Source organism: Sphingomonas sp. S-NIH.Pt15_0812, from assembly GCF_003951315.1.
Lineage (GTDB): Bacteria > Pseudomonadota > Alphaproteobacteria > Sphingomonadales > Sphingomonadaceae > Sphingomonas.
Window position 1 is genome coordinate 113,177 of sequence record NZ_QLJH01000001.1, and the last position, 19,096, is coordinate 132,272.

18 protein-coding genes are annotated in these 19,096 nt (G+C 69.6%); 12 read left to right on the forward strand and 6 right to left on the reverse strand.

Annotated elements, in window-relative coordinates; all coding sequences use genetic code 11:
- The first annotated feature begins 18 nt into the window (after positions 1-18).
- The 7 genes from BRX43_RS00425 (at position 19) to BRX43_RS00455 (ending at position 9,212) form a co-directional block, all read left to right on the forward strand.
- Entirely contained in the window at positions 19-825 is an 807-nt protein-coding gene (locus tag BRX43_RS00425) for a CpsD/CapB family tyrosine-protein kinase (protein WP_125992847.1), read from the forward strand.
- Positions 825-2,081: a glycosyltransferase family 4 protein gene (locus tag BRX43_RS00430; RefSeq protein ID WP_125992848.1), complete on the forward strand. Its 1,257-nt coding sequence runs from the start codon at positions 825-827 to the stop codon at positions 2,079-2,081. Before BRX43_RS00425 ends, BRX43_RS00430 begins: the two co-directional genes overlap by 1 nt.
- A 10-nt stretch (positions 2,082-2,091) precedes the next feature.
- Entirely contained in the window at positions 2,092-3,477 is a 1,386-nt protein-coding gene (locus BRX43_RS00435) for an oligosaccharide flippase family protein (RefSeq protein WP_164523482.1), read from the forward strand.
- Positions 3,478-3,561: 84 nt separating this feature from the next.
- Positions 3,562-5,106 (forward strand): hypothetical protein, encoded by a 1,545-nt coding sequence (locus BRX43_RS00440; RefSeq protein ID WP_125992850.1) that lies wholly within the window; start codon positions 3,562-3,564, stop codon positions 5,104-5,106.
- Positions 5,107-5,276: 170 nt separating this feature from the next.
- Positions 5,277-6,488 carry a glycosyltransferase family 4 protein gene (locus BRX43_RS00445; protein ID WP_125992851.1) on the forward strand — a complete coding sequence of 404 codons (1,212 nt, stop codon included), beginning with the start codon at positions 5,277-5,279 and terminating at the stop codon, positions 6,486-6,488.
- Positions 6,485-7,654: a glycosyltransferase family 2 protein gene (locus BRX43_RS00450; protein ID WP_125992852.1), complete on the forward strand. Its 1,170-nt coding sequence runs from the start codon at positions 6,485-6,487 to the stop codon at positions 7,652-7,654. Before BRX43_RS00445 ends, BRX43_RS00450 begins: the two co-directional genes overlap by 4 nt.
- A gap of 76 nt (positions 7,655-7,730) precedes the next feature.
- Entirely contained in the window at positions 7,731-9,212 is a 1,482-nt protein-coding gene (locus tag BRX43_RS00455) for an undecaprenyl-phosphate glucose phosphotransferase (RefSeq protein WP_164523483.1), read from the forward strand.
- Between the two features lie 42 nt (positions 9,213-9,254).
- Here the strand turns inward: BRX43_RS00455 and BRX43_RS00460 are convergent, their stop codons facing one another.
- On the reverse strand, positions 9,255-9,923 hold the full coding sequence (locus tag BRX43_RS00460) for an OmpA family protein (protein ID WP_125992854.1): 669 nt from the start codon (positions 9,921-9,923) through the stop codon (positions 9,255-9,257).
- Positions 9,924-10,058: 135 nt separating this feature from the next.
- On the opposite strand from BRX43_RS00460, the gene BRX43_RS00465 reads away from it, so the two are divergent.
- Positions 10,059-11,360, forward strand: a complete 1,302-nt coding sequence (locus tag BRX43_RS00465) for a hemolysin family protein (RefSeq protein ID WP_125992855.1) — start codon at positions 10,059-10,061, stop codon at positions 11,358-11,360.
- Positions 11,361-11,402: 42 nt separating this feature from the next.
- Here BRX43_RS00465 and rdgB read toward each other — a convergent pair whose 3' ends face one another.
- Together rdgB and rph are read right to left on the reverse strand one after the other, a co-directional pair.
- On the reverse strand, positions 11,403-12,032 hold the full coding sequence (rdgB, locus tag BRX43_RS00470) for an RdgB/HAM1 family non-canonical purine NTP pyrophosphatase (protein ID WP_125992856.1): 630 nt from the start codon (positions 12,030-12,032) through the stop codon (positions 11,403-11,405).
- Positions 12,029-12,745: a ribonuclease PH gene (rph, locus tag BRX43_RS00475; RefSeq protein WP_125992857.1), complete on the reverse strand. Its 717-nt coding sequence runs from the start codon at positions 12,743-12,745 to the stop codon at positions 12,029-12,031. Before rph ends, rdgB begins: the two co-directional genes overlap by 4 nt.
- Before the next feature lie 76 nt (positions 12,746-12,821).
- Between rph and hrcA the strand changes: the two genes are divergently transcribed.
- The gene (gene hrcA, locus BRX43_RS00480) at positions 12,822-13,865 is read left to right on the forward strand and encodes a heat-inducible transcriptional repressor HrcA (RefSeq protein ID WP_125992858.1); all 1,044 of its coding nucleotides are present in this window, start codon (positions 12,822-12,824) and stop codon (positions 13,863-13,865) included.
- 13 nt (positions 13,866-13,878) lie between these two features.
- A complete protein-coding gene (gene grpE / locus BRX43_RS00485; RefSeq protein WP_125992859.1) occupies positions 13,879-14,439 on the forward strand; it encodes a nucleotide exchange factor GrpE in 561 nt (186 codons plus the stop codon).
- A 48-nt stretch (positions 14,440-14,487) separates the two neighbouring features.
- Here the strand turns inward: grpE and BRX43_RS00490 are convergent, their stop codons facing one another.
- Complete coding sequence (locus BRX43_RS00490) at positions 14,488-15,651, reverse strand: glycosyltransferase (protein WP_125992860.1); 1,164 nt, start codon at positions 15,649-15,651, stop codon at positions 14,488-14,490.
- A gap of 231 nt (positions 15,652-15,882) precedes the next feature.
- Here BRX43_RS00490 and BRX43_RS00495 point away from each other — a divergent pair, with 231 nt between their 5' ends.
- Entirely contained in the window at positions 15,883-17,109 is a 1,227-nt protein-coding gene (locus tag BRX43_RS00495; protein ID WP_125992861.1) for a threonine synthase, read from the forward strand.
- The gene (locus BRX43_RS00500; protein WP_125992862.1) at positions 17,106-18,047 is read left to right on the forward strand and encodes a rhodanese-related sulfurtransferase; all 942 of its coding nucleotides are present in this window, start codon (positions 17,106-17,108) and stop codon (positions 18,045-18,047) included. The genes BRX43_RS00495 and BRX43_RS00500 overlap by 4 nt, the downstream gene beginning before the upstream one ends.
- Before the next feature lie 9 nt (positions 18,048-18,056).
- Here BRX43_RS00500 and BRX43_RS00505 read toward each other — a convergent pair whose 3' ends face one another.
- Both BRX43_RS00505 and BRX43_RS00510 read right to left on the reverse strand, forming a co-directional pair.
- A complete protein-coding gene (locus BRX43_RS00505) occupies positions 18,057-18,476 on the reverse strand; it encodes a vgr related protein (protein ID WP_125993005.1) in 420 nt (139 codons plus the stop codon).
- A gap of 47 nt (positions 18,477-18,523) precedes the next feature.
- Positions 18,524-19,003: a copper chaperone PCu(A)C gene (locus BRX43_RS00510; RefSeq protein WP_125992863.1), complete on the reverse strand. Its 480-nt coding sequence runs from the start codon at positions 19,001-19,003 to the stop codon at positions 18,524-18,526.
- Between the last annotated feature and the right edge of the window lie 93 nt (positions 19,004-19,096).

The window sequence follows — 19,096 nt, forward strand, 5'->3', positions numbered from 1 at the left end:
CGGGCTAAAGGACAGCAGATGAACTATCAGTCTCCGGCCGCCGGGGCGGTTCCCCTGGCCAGTGCCAGCCCGACCGCCACGACCTCACCGCTGCCGGTCACGCCCCGGCACATGATCCCGGCCGACCAGCTGGGCGAGGCGATCGTGGGGTTCCGCAGCCGTGACCAGCGTTCGCGCCCGTTCAACCTGCTGCGCACCCAGATCGCGCGGCTGGTGGGCGAGGGGGTGCGCGTGATCGGCATCACCTCCGCGACGCCGCAGGTCGGCAAGACCTTCGTCGCCAGCAACCTGGCGGCCTCGCTGGCGCGGCTGCCCGAATTGCAGACGGTGCTGGTCGATCTCGACCTGCGGCGCGGTTCGGTCGCGGAACGGTTCAACATCCCGGTCCGGCAGGGCATGACCGAATATCTGGCGGGCGAGGTCGACGACCTCGCCTCGATCGCCTGGGGCATCGAGGGCGAGCGGCTGACCCTCTATCCCACCGCCGAGGCGCGGGTCCATTCGTCCGAACTGCTCGCCAGCGCGCGGTTGCAGGGGCTGATCGCATCGATGCGCGCGATCCCGGGCCAGGCGGTGGTGCTGTGCGACCTGCCGCCGGTCTTCGCCAATGACGACAGCATGATCGTCAGCGAGATGATCGACGGCTATATCATGGTCGTCGAGGATGGCGTCACCACCGCGAAGCAGGTGCGCGACTCGCGCCGGCTGCTGGGATCGGTGCGCTGCTTCGGCACGGTGCTGAACCGCTATATCAAGGGCTTTGCCGGCGGCGATTACGGCTATGGCTATGGCAAGGGCAGCGGCTACTCGGACTATTATAACTGATGACCGGTCCGGCGGCGGCGGCGGCGGCGGCGGGGTCCGGCGCGCGGCGACGCATCCTGCTCGTCGCGCCCAATATCTCGCGCCGCATGGGCGGCGAGGGGTTGAAGGCGTTGCAGATCCATCTGGAGCTGCGCGCGCTCGGGCATGAGGTGCGCCAGGTCGCCCATGCCCGGGTCCGCGAGGAAATGGCGCGGGATTATCCCGAGCTCGCGATCGACTATGTCGAGGACACGCCGCTCCAAATCCGCCTGTTCCGAATGAAGGCGGGGCCGTTGCTCGCGCTGCTCAACGCCTGGCAGTTGCATCGGCTGGCGCAGGCGGTGGCGGCGCGCTTCCGCCCCGATCTGGTGCATTTCACCTCGCCCATCTCGCCGGTCCTGCCCTATTTCCGCTTTCCCGGATTTCCGGTGGTGATCGGGCCGCTCAACGGCAACGTCTCCTATCCGCCCGCCTTCGCCGCGCGCGATCCCCGCGCCAGCGGGGCCAAGCAGGCGGTGATCGCGGCGCTGCAATGGACGCTGGGCCGGGTCTTCCGGGGCAAGCATCGCGCGACGCTGCTGGTCGCGGGGGGCGATCGCACCGCGCGGTCGCTGCGGCTGGCCGGCTGTTCGCCCCGGCGGTTCGTACCTACGCTCGATTCGGGTATTCCCGACGCGCTGGTCGATCGTGCGCGCTTCCGCCAGCACGGCGAGAATTTCCGCTTCGTCCATGTCGGCCGCCTGGTCGGCTACAAGGGCTGCGACCTGGCGATCCGCGCGGTGGCGGCGAGCGATCCGCGCGTCACGCTCGACATCATCGGCGATGGCGAGGAGCGGGGCGCGCTGGAACGGCTGGCGGCGGATCTGGGCGTGGCGGCGCGGGTGACCTTCCACGGCTGGATGACGCCGGGGCCGGCGATGTACGACCGGCTGGGGTCGTATCGCGGGCTGCTCCAGCCGGCGCTCGCCGAAGCCAACGGCATCGCCTATCAGGAGGCGATGACGCTGGGCCTGCCGATCCTGTGCCTCGACTGGGCCGGGCCGCGCGAATTGCTGAGCGAGGGCGAGGCGGTGCTGGTCGCGCCCGATGGCGGCGAATCGGCGGTGGTCGCCGCGCTGGCGGCGGGGATGACGCATCTCGCCACCGATCCCGAGGCGGCCGACCGGATGTCGGCACGGGCCCGCGCCAAGGCGGAGGCGTTGGGCTTCCGCTGGCGCGACCTGCTCAGCCGCTGGCAGGACAGCTATGCGCTGGCCATCGCCGGCCGAAGCGCGTAGCGGCGTAGCCGTGCGTTCCTTCCTGATCCCCGCCTTCATCCCCCGCCTGTCGCCGGCCGGGGCGATCGACGCCGCGCGCAAGATGATCGCCGGCGATACCGCCATCGTCGTCGGCACGATGCTGATCCAGAACATGATCCGCGTCGTCGGGTCGATGATCCTGACGCGGATGCTGAGCGCGGAGGCGTTCGGCGTGATCGGCGTCATCTCGTCGGTGGCGGTCACCTTCGGCCTGTTGTCCGATATCGGCATCGTCGCCTTCGTCGTGCGGCACGAACGCAGCAACGAGCGGACCTTCCTGGACGAGGTGTGGACGCTCCGGATGATCCGGTCGCTGCTCCTGACGACGGGCGTGTTCCTGCTGGCGGGGCCGATCTCCCAGTTCCTCGGCAAGCCGGAGCTGCACTGGCCGATCGCGGTCGGCGGGCTGCTCTTCTTCTTCGAGGGGTGCAGCGCGCTCAGCACCGTGACCGCGGTGCGTAATCGCCAGCTCAAGCGGCTGAGCGCGATCGACATCGGCACCCAGATCTTCACCATGACCGCGACGATCGGCATGGCGCTGATCTTCCGCAACTATTGGGCGATCATCATCGCCAACAACATGACGCTGATCCTGTCCATGTGGCTCAGCTATGCGATGTTCCCCGATTCGGCACGGCGCTGGCGCTACAGCCGCGAGCGGGTGCGCGAGATGTGGAAATTCTCGCGCTTCATCACCGGCTCGACGATGCTGACGCTGGTGATCGGCCAGGCGGACAAGATCGTCCTGTCCAAGACCTTCCCGCTGGCGATGTTCGGCCTCTACATGCTGGCATCGGGACTGGCGGCGGCGCCGGTGGGACTGGTCAGCGGCTATGTCGGCCGCGTCCTCTATCCCCGCCTGGCCGAGGTCGCGCGCCGCGCGCCGGAGCGGATGCGGACCGAATTCTACGCGACCCGGATGAAGCCGGCTCTGCTCTACGGCTTCGCGGTCGGCGGGCTGATCGGCGTGTCGCAGCTGCTCGTCGAGCTGCTGTACGATCCCCGCTATCTGCAGGCGGGCCATTATCTGGGCATCCTGGCGATCTCCAGCTTCTTCATGATGAGCAGCTCGTCGATCAACGAGGTGATGATCGCCACCGGCCATCAGCGTTACACCTTCACCGCCAATGTCGCCCGGCTCGGCTATCTCGTGCTGGGCGGCGCCCTGGCCTATCATTATGCCGGGCCGATCGGCGTGATCTGGGTGGTCGGCACGATCGAGTTGATGGCGCAGATATTCGGGTGGACCGCGCTGGCGCGCCACCGGTTGCTGGACGTACCGCGCGAATTGCTGATCCTGCTCGCCGGGGCGGGTGGCATCGCGACCGGATGGGTGGGACAATGGGTGATCCGGATGCTGTTCCACATCCATTGATCCCCGGTTCTCCGGGGAAGGCAGGACTCGCAAGGGGCCAATCGCCAGGGCGGACCGGACAGGGCCGCCGGCAGGAGATGCTGGATGACCAAGTCCTATCGTTACGCATGGCTGAGCCTGGCGCTGTTCGCCACCGGTCCGACGGCCTGCCAGGCCCAGCCGCACGCCGGCGCCGATCCGGGCCCAGCCAAGGGGGCGCGGTTCGAGCTGGGCATCAACCCGGCGTCCGCCCATTATTATTCCAACGAATATACGTTCATGAACCTGCTGACCGGCAGCCGCTGGGTCGATACCGGCGACAAGTGGCAGGAGTTGCCGGACAGCGCGCTCGATCGCCAGGGCATGGTCCTCCAGGTGCCCGCCGGTAAGAGCTATGCCCGGATCATGACCCCGCCATCGGCGGTCTTCACCGGCCGGTCGGTGGCGATCCGCTGCACCTGGACGGGCACCGGCGATGTGGGCGTGGGCGGCCATCCCAAGAACTTCCTCCGCGGCAACCACAGCCTGACCTTCGACTGGCCCGCCGCCCCGCCGCCGGAGGGCAACAGCCGGAACTGGGTGAACCTGTCGAATATGAGCGCGACCGATCCGGTGCGCGACCTGGATTGCCGGGAGAAGAGCGCCCCGCGAGACCAGGTCTTCGCGCCGCAGCTCATCGAGAGCATGAAGCCGTTCGGCGTGATCCGCTTCCTCGACTGGTCGGCCGCCAACCCCAATCCCGAGACGGTGACCTGGGCCGACCGGGCCCTGCCCGACAGCATCGACCAGACCAGCCGGTCGCGGGGCGTCGCGCTGGAACATATGCTGGCCTTGGCCAAGGCGGCGGATGCCGACCCGTGGTTCACCATTCCCTGGAACGCGGACGCGGATTACGTCACCCGGATGGCGAAGCTGGTCCATGACCGGCTGCCGGCGGGGCACCGCGCCTATGTCGAACTGGCGAACGAGCCATGGAACTATGCCTTCCCGTTGGCGCACCAGATTCAGAAGGAGGGGCTCGCCACCGGGCTCGACAGCAACGGCTTCCAGGCGCTGTTGAAGCGGTACAGCCAGAAGACGATCGCGACGATGCGGATATGGTCGACGGTCTTCGCAGACCGGCCGGCGGCGCTGGTCCGGGTCGCCGGGTCGCAGGCGGTCAATCCCTGGGTCACCGAGCAGATCCTGGCCTATCCCGGTCTGCCCGACGCGATCGATGCGGTGGCGATCGCGCCCTATTTCCTATACGATAAGGGGGAGGCGTTGACGGCGCCGCTGCCCGAACGCCTGGCGTCGCTGCGTCGGGGACAGGCGAACGTGCTGGCACAAGCCTGGAAGACGCTCGACCTGGTGCGGGGCCGTGGCAAGCGGCTGATCACCTATGAGGCCGGGCAGCATGTCACCGACTTCACGCCGGGCGGCGGCGAGCGGGTCCAGCAGGTCAATCGCTCGCCGGAGATGGAGCGGCTGTACCGCGACTATATCGCGGCGTGGAAGGCGAAGGTCGGCGACCTGATGGTGCTGTACAGCGCGACCGGTCCGGCGGGCGGGGGCGGCGCCTGGGGCATCCGCGAATATGCCGGCCAGCCGCTTGACCAGACGCCTAAGCGCCGGGCGGCATTGGCCTTTGGGCGCCCGGTGGCGCCATGACCGCCTCGGTCGGTTTTATGGTGCGTCGCACCAATCTGGCGGTTGGCGATCGTGACCCGCTTCTGTAACGGTGCCGGCATGATCGTGGTCAGCCGCCCCATAAGTGACGTTGCCGGCGGCCGATCGCACATGGGGGGTGGCCGGCGCCATCGGGGTTCGGAGACGACGCGATGAAGCTGGCCTATCTGCTCAACACCTATCCGCAGACCAGCACCACCTTCATCCGGCGCGAGATTCGCGGGATCGAGGCGGAAGGGGAGCCGGTCACCCGCTTCGCCATCCGCCGCTGGGACAAGACGCTGGTCGAGCCGACCGATGTCGAGGAACAGGCGAAGACGGAGTATCTGCTCAGCGGCAATGTCGCCGGGCTGCTCGTGTCGCTGCTGCTGGCGCTGGCGACCAACCTGCCGCGCCTGATCGGCGTGCTGCCGCTCTGGTGGCAAGTGCGCACGGCCGCCGGCGATGGCGGCGTGCGCCACATCGCCGCGCTGCTGGAGGCGATCCACTTCGTCCGCCGCGCGCGCGCGCTGGGCATCACCCATGTCCATGCGCATTTCTCCACCAACGCGACGACGGTGGCGATGCTGGCGCGGCGGATGGGCGGCCCGGCCTATAGCTTCACGGTCCATGGGCCGGAGGAACTGGACCATCCGCCCAGCAACGCCATCGCGCCCAAGACGGCGCATGCCGCGATGGTGGTGGCGATCACCTCCTTCTGCCGCAGTCAGTTGTGGCGCTGGACCGGGGTGGAGCATTGGGACAAGGTCCGTATCGTCGGCTGCGGCGCGGATTTCGCGGCGCTGGAGGCGAGCCGGGTCGAGCCGCTGCCCGGCTATGACTTCTGCTGCATCGCCCGGCTGGCGGAGCAGAAGGGGCTACCGGTGCTGGTCCATGCCTTCGACCTGCTGGCGCAGCGGGGCATCCGCCCGCGCATCGCGCTGATCGGCGACGGCGATCTGCGGCCGATGCTGGAGCGGGAGATCGCGCGGCTCGGCCTCGGCGAGCAGATCAACTTGCTGGGTAGTCGCGACGGCGCGACCGTGGCGGCACAGTTGCGCGCCGCCAAGGCGATGGTGCTGCCGAGCTTCGCGGAAGGATTGCCGGTGGTGATCATGGAGTCGCTGGCGGTCGGCACCCCCGTCGTCACCACCGCGATCGCCGGCGTTCCTGAACTGGTCGATGCCAGTTGCGGCTGGGTCGTGCCCGCCGGATCGGCCGAACACCTCGCCGATGCGATGGTCGAGGCGCTGGCGGTCGACCCGGAACGGCGCGCCGCCATGGGGGCGGAGGGGCGTCGACGGGCGCTCGCCGGCTATGACGTGCGACGCAATGCGGCGCGGCTGCTCGCCTATCTGCGCGCCTGCGAGGGAGCGGCGGCATGATCGACCTTCTGTGCCTGATCCTGGTCCTGCCGCTGGCGATCGTGACCATGGTGTTCGTCGTCGAGGCGGGACTGGGCATGATGCCCGCGCGCCGGCCCGAGGGCGCGACGCTCGACACGCTGGCGGAGGGGGTGGTGCTGATCCCCGCCCATGACGAGGCGCGGGGGATCGGCGCGATGCTCGCCGGCCTGTTCGCCACCCTGCCACCGGCCATGCGCGTGCTGGTGGTGGCCGACAATTGCACCGATACCACCGCCGCCGTGGCGCGGGCGGCCGGGGCCGAGGTGGTGGAGCGGCACGACACCAGCCGGCGCGGCAAGGGCTTCGCGCTCGATTTCGGCCGCGCGCATCTCGCCGCCGATTCGCCGCCCTGCGTGATCGTGGTCGATGCCGATACCGTGCCGGCCCCAGGCGCGCTCGCGCGGCTGGCGACGCGGGCGATCGCCAGCGGCCGGCCGGTGCAGGCCGCCTATACGATGACGGTCGACGACAGCGTCTCCAGCACCGCGCGCTTTTCCGCCGCGGCCTTCTACGTCAAGAATGCGGTGCGCCAGCTCGGGGCCTCGCGGATCGGGGCGCCCGCGCTGCTGACCGGGTCGGGCATGGCCTTTCCCTGGGCGGTCTTCCTGCGCCTGCCGCTCGATACCGGTCATGTCGCCGAGGATCTGATGCTGGGTGTCAGCAGCAGCCTGGACGGCACGCCGCCGCTGTTCGATCCCCATGCCATCGTCACCAGCGCGACCAGCTCGGATCGCGGCACCGAGGTGCAGCGCCGTCGCTGGGAATCAGGATTCTTCCAGGTCGCGGGCGATCATGCCGGAACGGTGATCGGGCAGGGGCTGCGGCGCGGCCGGCCGGCGCTCGCCTGGCTGGGGCTGCATCTGCTGACACCGCCCTTCCTGCCGCTGCTCGCGCTCGACATCCTGGCCATCCTGCTCCTGTCGCTGCTCGCGCTGTTCGGCATCGGCCGGGGGGCGCTGGCGACGGTCGCGATCCCGACCGCGCTGGCGCTGGTCGCGACGCTCGGGTCGCTGCTGCTGCACGGGCGCGGCGACCTGTTGAAGGGGTGGCAGACGATTCCACGCTATATCCTCTGGAAGCTGGGCGTTACGGCAGCGGCCCTGTTCCGGCGGGAGAGAAGCTGGATTCGGACCGACCGTGATTGACATCACCATCGATTAACCGGACCGTCACCTCGCCCGCGATATGACAAAGCATTCGAACAGGGAGCAAGAAGCGCTCGTGAGCCCATTAACCGACCTGCGGCAGGGGACCGGAAGCGGCGGTCCACCGGTAGAGGACCGGCGGGTCGAGCGTGCGCCCGCCTTGCTGGAAATGGCCGGCCTGGCGACCCGCGTGGCGGAGGCGCTGACGGTGCTGGTCGTCAGCCTGCTCGGCATCTGGGCGACCTATTCCATCTTCCTGCTCTCGCCGATCGACCAATATGCCCGCGTCGCCTGGCTCAGCTCGGTCCTCTACGCGCTGATCGCCGAGCTGGCGGGCTGTTACGACGTTGATGCGCGCTTCTCGCTGCGGTCGAGCTGGCCGCGCGTATCGGCGGCGTGGCTGGGCTGCTGCATCGCGATGCTGACGCTCGCCTTCTTCGTGCGCGCGTCGGAGGCGTTTTCGCGCGGCTGGACGATCTTCTGGTTCCTGTCGGTCGGCTTCGCGCTGGTCGTGGTGCGGGGCGTCGCCACCTTCATCCTGTCGCGGATGAAGCGGCAGGGCGTGTTCAACCAGCGCGTCGCCATCCTGGGCGCGACGTCGCAGGGGCAGCGGCTGGCCGGCTATGTCCAGTCCAACCCGATGCTGACGGTCGATCTGGTCGGCTGCTATGACGACCGGGGGGCGGAGACGATCCATCCCGGCCTCTGCACCCCGCATCGCGGCGGCCTGACGCAGTTGCTCGCCGATATTCGCGCGGGCGAGATCGACCAGGTGGTCGTCGCCATGCCCTATATCAGCGACGACGAGTTGCAGGACGTGGTCGGCCGGCTGGCGATGTTCCCGGTGCTGATCCGCCTGGCCCCCGACCTGTCCGCCTTCACCCTGGCGGGCCAGTCGATGGTGATGCTCGGCCATCTGCCGCTGATGACGGTGTTCGAGCGGCCGATCAGCGGCGTCGACCAGATCGTCAAGCGGATCGAGGATCTGCTGCTCTGCTCGATCCTGCTGATCCTGGCCGCGCCCTTCCTGTTGATGGTGGCGCTGGCGGTGAAGCTGGACAGCCCCGGTCCCGTCTTCTTCCGGCAGGAGCGCGAAGGGTTCAACCATCGCCGCTTCCGCATCTGGAAGTTCCGCTCGATGCGCACCGACATGCTGCAATATGACGAGATCAGCCAGGCGCGGCAGGGCGATCCCCGCGTGACCCGCGTCGGCCGGATCATCCGCGCCACCAGCATCGACGAGATCCCGCAGCTGTTCAACGTCCTGTTCGGCGACATGTCGCTGGTCGGCCCGCGCCCGCACGCGCCCTCGACCCGCGTGGCCGGCGTGCTGTTCAGCGAGGCGACCCAGAATTACGCGGCCCGCCACCGGGTGAAGCCGGGCATCACCGGCTGGGCGCAGGTGAATGGCTGGCGCGGCGAGACCGATACCGACGAGAAGCTGCTGAAGCGGGTCGAATACGACCTCTATTATATCGATCACTGGTCGGTCGGTTTCGACCTGTACATCATGGCGCGCACGATCGCCGCGCTGATCTTCCCCAAATCGGCGTATTGATAGGTCACCCCTCCCCGGAGACGGGGAGGGGTGTGATCAGGATCAGCGCAGGTCGTTCTGCCGGATCGGCACGATCTTGATCTCGACGCGGCGGTTGGCGGCGCGGCCGGCATCGGTGTCGTTGGAGGCGATCGGCTGGGTCTTGCCATAGCCGCGCGTCGCGATGCGCGCGGCCTGCACGCCGCGACCGGCCAGATAGTCCGCCACCGCGATGGCGCGGCGCTCCGACAGCGCCTGGTTATAGGCGTCGCTGCCCGTCGCGTCGGTATGGCCGTACACGTCGATATAGGTTTCCTTATATTCGGCCAGCGTCTGCGCCACCTGGTCCAGCGTGCGCTGGAACTGCGGCTGCACGGCCGAACTGTCATAGGCGAAGGTGATGCCCGACGGGATGTTGAGCACCAGGTCGTCGCCGCGGCGGATCACCTGCACGTCGGTGCCGGCGGTGCGCTCGCGCAGCTGGCGTTCCTGCCGGTCCATATAGGCGCCGATGCCGGCCCCGGCGAGGCCGCCGAGACCCGCGCCGACGATCTTCTCGGTCCGGTCGCGCCGGCCGCCGACGATGTCGCCGAGCAGATAGCCGCCGAGCGCGCCGCCGATGCCGCCGATCGCGGTCTTGGAGATGCGCTGCTGCCCGGTCTCGGGATCGGTGGTGCAGGCGCTGGTCGCGACCAGCGCGGCCAGGCTGGCGAGAAGGATGGGGGTCTTCATGTCATGTCCCTTTGCTGTCGTTGAACAATGCGGTCTTGCCGGCGATTGTTCCACCTGCGCACTGAACCGCGCCTGACCCGATGTTTACGGATTGTCGAACCGGCCGATCGCCCGCTAGGATCGTCGGACACGCCGATGGCCCCGCTTCCTCCCTTTCCCTGGATCGACGTCTTCGTCATCCTCGCGCTGGTCGCGTTGAACGGTGTCTTCGCGATGAGCGAACTGGCGCTGGTCTCTTCGCGCAAGGCGCGGCTGGCGGCGATGGCGCGCGCCCGGCGGCCGGGGGCCCGCGCGGCGCTGACGCTGTCGGGCGATCCGGGCAAGTTCCTGTCGACGGTGCAGATCGGCATCACGCTGATCGGCATCCTGGCCGGCGCCTATTCGGGCTCCAGCCTGGGTGCCCCCACCGCCGCGCGCCTCGAACTGCTGGGCCTGTCCGCTGCGACCGCGCGCTCGGTCGGTTTCGCGCTGGTGATCGGACTGACCACCTATGCCTCGCTGATCGTGGGCGAGCTGGTGCCCAAGCAGATCGCGCTGCGCCGGCCGGAAGCGGTCGCCTGCGGCGTCGCCATCCCGATGCGCTGGATCGCCCGCTTCACCGCGCCGCTGGTCTGGCTGCTCGATTCGAGCAGCGCGCTGATCTTCCGCCTGTTGCGGCTCGACTGGGGCGGCGAGGAGCAGGTGACGGCGGAGGAATTGCAGATGATCGTCGCGGAGGCGAGCAAGTCCGGCGTGATCGAGGAGCATGAGCGCTCGATCATCTCCGGCGTCGTCCGCCTCGCCGACCGGCCGGTTCGCGAGGTGATGACGCCACGCACCGAGGTCGACTGGCTCGATCTCCAGGCCGGCGAGGCGGAATTGCGCGCCCGGCTGCTCGTGACCCAGCATACCAGGCTGCCGGTCGGCGACGGCTCGATCGACTCGGTCATGGGCGTCGTCCAGGCACGCGACATCGCCGCCGCGCTGTTGCGACAGGAACCGCTCGATCTGGCGGCGCTGATGCGCAAGGCGCCGGTGGTGATCGACCAGGTCGACGCGCCCGACGCCTTCGTCACGCTGCGGGCGGCGGAGGTGCCGATGGCGCTGATCCACGACGAATATGGACATTTCGAAGGGATCGTGACGCCGGCCGACCTGCTGGCGGCGATCGCGGGCGGCGACCCGGCGGAGGCGTCGTCGGAGGACGGCCCGGCGATCGTCCAGCGCGACGACGGCTCGCTGCTCGTGGCGGGCACGGCGGCGGCGGACATGCTGGCGGAGCGGCTGGACATCGAACTGCCCGAGGACCGCGACTATGCCACCGCCGCCGGGCTGGCGCTGGCGGTGTTCCGCTATCTGCCGGCGGAAGGCGAGAGTTTCGTCGAGCAGGGCTGGCGGTTCGAGGTGGTCGACCTGGACGGACGCCGGATCGACAAGCTGCTGGTGAGCCGCGCCTAGCGTGCACGGGCGGATGACCTGGGTCATCCGCCCGGCCCGTCGTCAGAATACGGCCGCGACCATTTGCTGGAACGCGTCGCCCCGGTGGCTGATCCGGTTCTTCAGCGGCTCGTCCATCTCGGCGAAGGTCACGTCATGGCCATCGGGCTGGAAGATCGGGTCATAGCCATGGCCCTTGTCCCCGCGCGGCGGATGGACCAGCGTGCCGTCGACCCGTCCCTCGAACCATTCGACATGGCCGTCGGGCCAGGCGAGCGCCAGCGCGCAGACGAAATGCGCGGTGCGGGCGGGGTGGTCGCCGCTCTCGCCGATGCGCGTCTCGATCAGGTCCATGGCGCGGGCGAAGTCCTTGTCCTCGCCGGCCCAGCGCGCCGAGAAGATGCCGGGATCGCCGCCCAGCGCGTCGACGCACAGGCCACTATCGTCGGCGAGCGCGGGCAGGCCGGACAGGTCGGCCGCCGCCCGCGCCTTCAACTCGGCGTTCATGACGAAGGTGGTGCCCGTCTCCTCCGGCTCGGGCAGGTCGAGCGACGCGGCGGACACCACGTCCAGCCCGCGCCCCTCCAGCAGCGCCGCGATCTCGCGCACCTTGCCGGCATTGTGGCTGGCGATCACCAGCGTGCCGGGGGTCAGCTTGCGGATCGCCTGGGGCTCGTCGCCCTCGCCGCTCATGCCTTCACCGCCCGGTCCTGCGCCGCGAAGATCTCGGTGCAGCCCATCCGCGCCAGGCGGAGCAGGCGGAGCAGCGCCTCCTCGTCATAGGTGGCATGTTCGGCGGTCGCCTGCGCCTCGGCGATATGGCCGTTTTCGAGCAACACGAAATTGGCGTCGGCATCGGCGTTGGAATCCTCGTCATAGTCGAGGTCGAGCACCGGCGTGCCCTTGTAGATGCCGCAGGACACGGCCGCGACCTTCTGGCGGATCGGGTCGGCGGACAGCTTGCCGTTCTGGAGCAGCGTGTCGACCGCCAGGCGCAGCGCCACCCAGGCGCCGGAGATGGAGGCGGTGCGGGTGCCGCCATCGGCCTGGATCACGTCGCAGTCGAGCACGATCTGCCGCTCGCCCAGCGCCTTCAGGTCGACGACCGAGCGCAGGCTGCGGCCGATCAGCCGCTGGATCTCCTGGGTGCGGCCGGACTGCTTGCCCTTGGCGGCCTCGCGATTGCCGCGCGTATGGGTGGCGCGGGGCAACATGCCATATTCGGCGGTCACCCAGCCCTCGCCCTTGCCGCGCAGGAAGGGGGGCACGCGCTCCTCGACGCTGGCGGTGACGAGCACGCGGGTGTCGCCGAAGCCGATCAGCACCGATCCCTCGGCATGGCGGGTGAAGCGGGGCTGGATCGAGATCGCGCGCATCTGGTCGGGGGTGCGGCCGCTGGGGCGCATGGGCATTATCCTGCAAGTGTCGGTTATGCCGACGCCTAGCCTTCCGTTCGGGAACAGGCCAGCCTAGATCATGCGGATGATGAGCCCGCCCGTCACCGAACTGACCGACCGCGCGCGGGAGATCTTCCGTGCTGTCGTCGATGGCTATCTGGCCAGCGGCATGCCGGTGGGGTCGAAGACGATCGCCATCGCCTCGGGCCTCAACCTGTCGCCCGCCTCGATCCGGGGGGTGATGGGCGAACTGGAGGCGCTGGGTCTGCTCGCCAGCCCGCACACCTCGGCGGGGCGGGTGCCGACCGACCGGGGGCTGCGCCTGTTCGTCGACGGGATGATGCAGGCCGCCGAACCCTCGGCCGAGGAGCGTGCGCAGATCGAGCAGCGCAGCCGCAGCGGCGGCCCGGTCGAGGAGGCGCTGGCGGCGACCACGGCGGCGCTGTCCGGCCTGTCGGCCTGTGCCGGGCTGGTGCTGGTGCCCAAGCGCGAGTTGCGGCTGCGCTCGATCGGCTTCGTGCCGCTGTCGCCGGACCAGGCGCTGGCGGTGCTGGTGGCGGAGGACGGATCGGTCGAGAACCGGGTGCTCGACCTGCCCGCCGGGATCGATCCGTCCGCGCTGGTCGTGGCGGGCAACTACATGTCGCAGCGGCTGGGCGGGCTGACGCTGGGCGAGGCGCGGGTGCGGGTCGAACAGGAACTGACGGCGGGCCGCGCCGCGCTCGACGATGCCGGCCGCGCGCTGGTCGAACGCGGGCTGGCGGTCTGGTCGGAGGATGGCGACCGGCGGCCGGTGCTGATCGTGCGCGGGCAGGGGCGGCTGATCGACGCCGCCGCCGTCGCCGATCTCGACCGGGTGCGCGACCTGCTCGACGACCTGGAGGGCAAGCAGGAGATCGCGGCGCTGCTCGACAGCGCGCGGGCGGGCGACGCGACGCGGATCTTCATCGGCGCGGAGAACAAGCTGTTCGCGCTGTCGGGCTCGTCGGTGATCGCGCGGCCGTTCCGCGGACCGGGCGGGCAGGTCGTCGGCGTGGTGGGGGTGATCGGCCCCACGCGGTTGAACTATGCGCGCATCGTGCCCATGGTGGATTTCACGGCCGCAACGCTGGCCCGTTTGATGGGCTGATACAGGGAACGACATGACCGATACGACTGACACGCAGGACGACACTCTGCGCGCCGAGACCGCCCAGGCCGCGCCCGAACTGGCGGAGCACGACGCCGCCGCCGCGCGCATCGCCGAGCTGGAGAGCCAGCTGGCCGAGGCCCGGCAGCAATATCTCTATGCCCAGGCCGATATGCAGAATGTGCGCCGCCGCGCCGAGAAGGACGTGGTGGATGCGCGCAACTATGCCGCCACCGCCTTCGCCCGCGACGTGCTGTCGGTCGCCGACAATCTGTCGCGCGGCCTGGCGGCGATCCCGGCCGACGCGCGCGAGGACGAGCGGTTCAAGGGGCTGGTCACCGGCCTCGACGCGACCGGCCGCGAGCTGGACAGCGTGCTGACCCGCCACGGCATCACCCGCATCCAGGCGATGGGCGCGAAGCTCGATCCCAACCAGCATCAGGCGATGATGGAAATGCCGAGCGACGCGGAGCCGGGCACGATCGTGCAGGAGATGCAGGCCGGCTATATGATCAAGGACCGCCTGCTCCGCCCGGCACTGGTCGCGGTGGCGAAGGCCCCGACCGCCGGCTGATGTCGCCGGACCACCGCTCGCCGGTCGAGCGGTGGTCCGTGCCGCGGGCTAAAGTCCCGCCACCTGGCGCAGATGGTCGATGCGCCGCTCGAACTCGCGCTCGAAACTATGCTCCCGGCCAAGGGCGGCGGCGTTGGTGGAAAGCGCCACCAGCCGCGCCCGATCGTTCGACAGGCTGATGATCGCCGCCGCCGCGCCGTCCACCGAATCCATCGGGACCCGCGGCCCGATCTCGCCCAGCCGGGTGATGCCGCGAAACGCGGCGTTGTTATAGCCGACGATCGGCACGCCGCAGCTCAGCGTTTCCATATAGGTGCAGGACGGGTCCGACTGGCGGTGGCAGCAGAGGAACAGGTCGGTCCGGGCGGTCATCGCCGGGATCAACGCCTCCTCGAACGGCACGGGGCCGTGCAGCGTCACCCGGTTCCCCAGGCCTGTCGCCGCGATCCGCGCCGCCATGCCGGCGCGCAGATCGCCATCGCCATAGACGTCGAGCGTGAAGTCCAGCCCCGCGCGGACCAGCGCGTCCGCCACCGGCAGCAGGTGATCGGCCCCCTTCATCCGCTCCAGCCGGCCGGAAAAGGCGATCCGCAACGGCCCGCCCGTCCGCATCTGGCGATGCTTCTCGGCCAGCGCCTCCGCCCCGATCTGCTTGGCGTCGCTGGTGCGCGTGTCCAGATAGAGCAGGGGAGCCGGAGTGAGCCGGCGATAGGCGTTGAAGGCGGGGGTGCCGTTGCACTGCAAGCCTTGCGACCGCGCAAAGGCGCGCCGCCGCCGCCGCTCCATGCCGATCGTCCATACGCCCGATTTGGCCATCTGCACCGACAGGCCGTTATACAGCCGGTTGATCCGCAGTCGCGTGGCGAGCGTATATTCGATGATGTAGACCAGGGGCGCGGACACCGTCCCGGCCAACGTGAAATCCGTGTGGATGTCGCCCGCCGCCAGGATCACCGCCGCGTCGTCGAACAGGCCGGGCTCGGCCAGCGCGTCTGGCCCGATGACGCGCATCTCGACCGGCAGATCCTGCGGCTTGTAGAGCGATCCGAAGGCGATGTCGTGCCGCTGCCCGGCCCGCATCGCGCAGCGCACCGGGCCGGGCCATAGCCGGGCATAGGCCTGAAGCCCCTCCACCGCCTTGCGATCGAGGAACAGGGCATCACCCTCCGGAACGGCCGATACACTCGGCAGCACCACCAGCGTTCGCGTCAAAACGATATTCCTTGAAGGTCGCGATCAGTTCGGGAGACGGTCGATCCTGTCATATTCCCGAATCATGAGCTCGCCGGTGACGATGTCCTAACCTGCCATAGAGGTCGGGGCTTCGTCTACCGCCGCCTGCGAACCCTGGACGATACCGATCGGGTCGGCAGGATGGTCGGCGCCCTTGCTGAGCGGGACGGGATTTGTCTCTCCGGTCGCGATTGCGCTAAGGAATGCAGGATGTCGCACAACCTGATCGCCGATCGCCCGACCTTCGTCACCCATCTCGAATGTTCCATGACCGGCGAACGCTATGACGCGGATCGGCTGCATGGCCTGTCGCGCGTCGGCCGGCCGCTGCTGGTCCGCTACGATCTGGCGGCGGCGGGGGCGGCGCTGTCGCGCGAGGCGCTGACGGCGCGGCCGACCGACCTGTGGCGCTGGCGCGAGCTGCTGCCGGTGCGCCATACCCGCGACGTGGTCAGCCTGGGCGAGATCGAGACGCCGCTGGTGCCGATCCCGAACAGTGGCGGGGGCGGCAACGTGCTGGTGAAGGACGAGGGGCGGTTGCCGACCGGCAGCTTCAAGGCGCGCGGGCTGGTGATGGCGGTGGCGATGGCCAAGGAACTGGGCGTCACCCGCATTGCCATGCCGACCAACGGCAATGCCGGCGCGGCGCTGGCCGCCTATGCGTCGCGTGTCGGGATCGAGACGATCGTCTTCTGCCCCGAGGACACGCCCGAGGTGAACGTGCGCGAGATCGCGATGCAGGGCGCGCGGGTCTGGCGGGTCAACGGCCTGATCGACGATTGCGGCGCGATCGTCGGCCAGGGGGCGGCGGAGGGGCGCTGGTTCGACTTCTCGACGCTCAAGGAGCCCTATCGGATCGAGGGCAAGAAGACGATGGGGCTGGAGCTGGCGGCGCAGTTCGGCTGGGAATTGCCCGATGCGATCTTCTATCCGACCGGCGGCGGCACCGGCCTGATCGGCATGTGGAAGGCGTTCGACGAGCTGGAGGCGCTCGGCTGGATCGGGTCCAAGCGGCCGCGCATGTACGCCGTGCAGGCGTCGGGCTGCGCGCCGATCGTCCGCGCCTTCGAGGCGGGCGAGGACCATGCCGAGCGCTGGGAGGATGCGGAGACGGTGGCGGCGGGCATCCGCGTGCCGCGTGCGGTCGGCGACTTCCTGATCCTGCGCGCGGTGCGCGAGAGCGGCGGCAAGGCGCTGGGCGTCGGCGATCCGGCGATCCTCCAGGCGGTGGACGAGTGCGCGCGCCGCGACGGCCTGCTGCTCTGTCCCGAGGGCGGCGCGACGCTGGCCGCCTATCGCGAGGCGCTGCGTACCGGCGAGGTCGACGAGGAGGAGCGGGTGGTGCTGTTCAACTGCGCCACCGGCCTGAAATATCCGATGCCGCCCGCGCCGCGCACGCTCGACCGTCACGCGGCGATCGACTTCGACGCGCTATGACGATCCGCATCGCGGCGCTCTACCGCTTCGCCCGGTTCGACGACCCGGCGGCGATCCGCGCGCATCTCCATGCCGCGGCCGAGGCGGCGGGAATCCGCGGCACGCTGCTGGTCGCGGGCGAGGGGATCAACGGCACCATCGCCGGTGCGCCCGAGGCGATCGACCGGATGCTGGCGACGATCCGCGCGCTGCCCGGGTGCGCCGGGTTGCAGCCCAAGTTCGCGGTCGCCGAGGCCATGCCCTTCCACCGCTTGAAGGTGCGGCTGAAGCGCGAGATCGTGACCATGGGCGTCGCCGATATCGATCCGCTGGACGAGGTCGGCACCTATGTCGCGCCGGCCGACTGGAACGCGCTGATCGACGATCCCGAGACGGTGGTGATCGATACGCGCAACGATTACGAGGTCGCGGTCGGCAGCTTCGTCGGCGCGGTCGATCCCGAAACCGCCAGCTTCCGCGACTTTCCCGCCTGGGTCGCCGCCAATCGCGATCGGCTGGCCGGGCGGCGCGTGGCGATGTTCTGCACCGGCGGCATCCGCTGCGAGAAGGCGACCGCCTATCTCAAGCGCGAAGGGTTCGACGACGTCCACCATCTGGACGGCGGCATCCTGCGCTATCTGGAGGACATGCCGGCGGAGGACAGCCGCTGGCAGGGCGAATGTTTCGTGTTCGACGAGCGCGTCGCGGTCGGCCATGGCCTGGCGCCGGGCAGCCATGCGCTGTGCCGTGCCTGCCGGATGCCGGTCAGCGCGGCCGATCGCGCCTCGCCGCTCCATGAGGAGGGGGTGAGCTGCCCGCGCTGCCATGCCACCCGCAGCGAGGAACAGCGCGCCGGCTATGCGGAGCGCCACCGCCAGGCCCAACTCGCCGCCGAACGGGGGCAGGCGCATGTCGGCGCGGTGCAGCCCGGGCGGGCGCGGGACGACGACCCCGCCTGACGCCGGCGGTCAGGCGGTCGGCGTGCCCCGGAACGGCAGCAAGCTCTCATATTGCGCGAGCGGCGGCGCGCCCGGCACGACCAGCCCGCGACGGAGCAGGAAGGCATGGCGGACGATCTCCGCCTGCTGCTCGATGCCGTAGCGGGGCAGGGTGACGCCGGGACGGAAGCCATAATCATAGCGGCAGAAGGGATGGCGGCGCAGCACCAGGTTGATGCCGCGCTGATGCTGCCAGACATGCGTCATCTCGTGCAGGAACAGCCCCTGCGCGGTGACATGCGCCGCGCCGAAATCCTCGCACCAGAGCTGGCCCTTCGGGTGGAAATGGATGCAGCCGCGCGGGGCCATCACCACGTCCTTCGGCTGGAAGAACGCCCATTTGCGCCTGGCCAGCCGGACCCGTCCATAATCGATCGCCTCACCGAACATCGCGGCGGCGAGCGCCGTTTCGGCGGGGGTGAGCGGTCGGTCGCCCGTCACTTCGCCCCATTGCCGCCGGCGTCATCCCCCGCCGCGACCACCATCGCCTTGCGCGAGACGCGGGTGCCGTCGCCGAAGTTGAAGGTCAGGACCATCGTGCCGCCCGGCTTGACGCTGGGGTTGATGCCGAACAGCATCAGGTGGCGGCCGCCGGGTTCGAAATCGATCTCGCCCCGGGCGGGCAGGGACAGGCTGTCCAGCGGCCGCATCGACGTCATGCGGCCGTTCCGCATCGTCTCGTGCATCTCGGTGCGGATCGCGGTGTCGGCGGAGACGCGCAGCAGCGTCATCGGCCGGTCGCGGCCTCGCACGATCGCATAGCCCGCCGCCGGCCGCCCCGGCACGGCGGGCAGGCGCACCCAGGCCTTGTCCACCGTCACCTCGTCCGGCCGGCCGCACGCGGGCAGCGTCAGGGCCGTGGCGAGGCCGAGCAGCGTCGCCGTGCGTGCAACCGGATTCGCGTCCGTCCGTTTCATCGCTTCTGTCCCAATGTCGTGCGGCTTTCCCGCAACGGTCTTGTGTTCTACGGACCACCCCGTCTTGCGGCAAGCCGATGCCCCCCTATATCG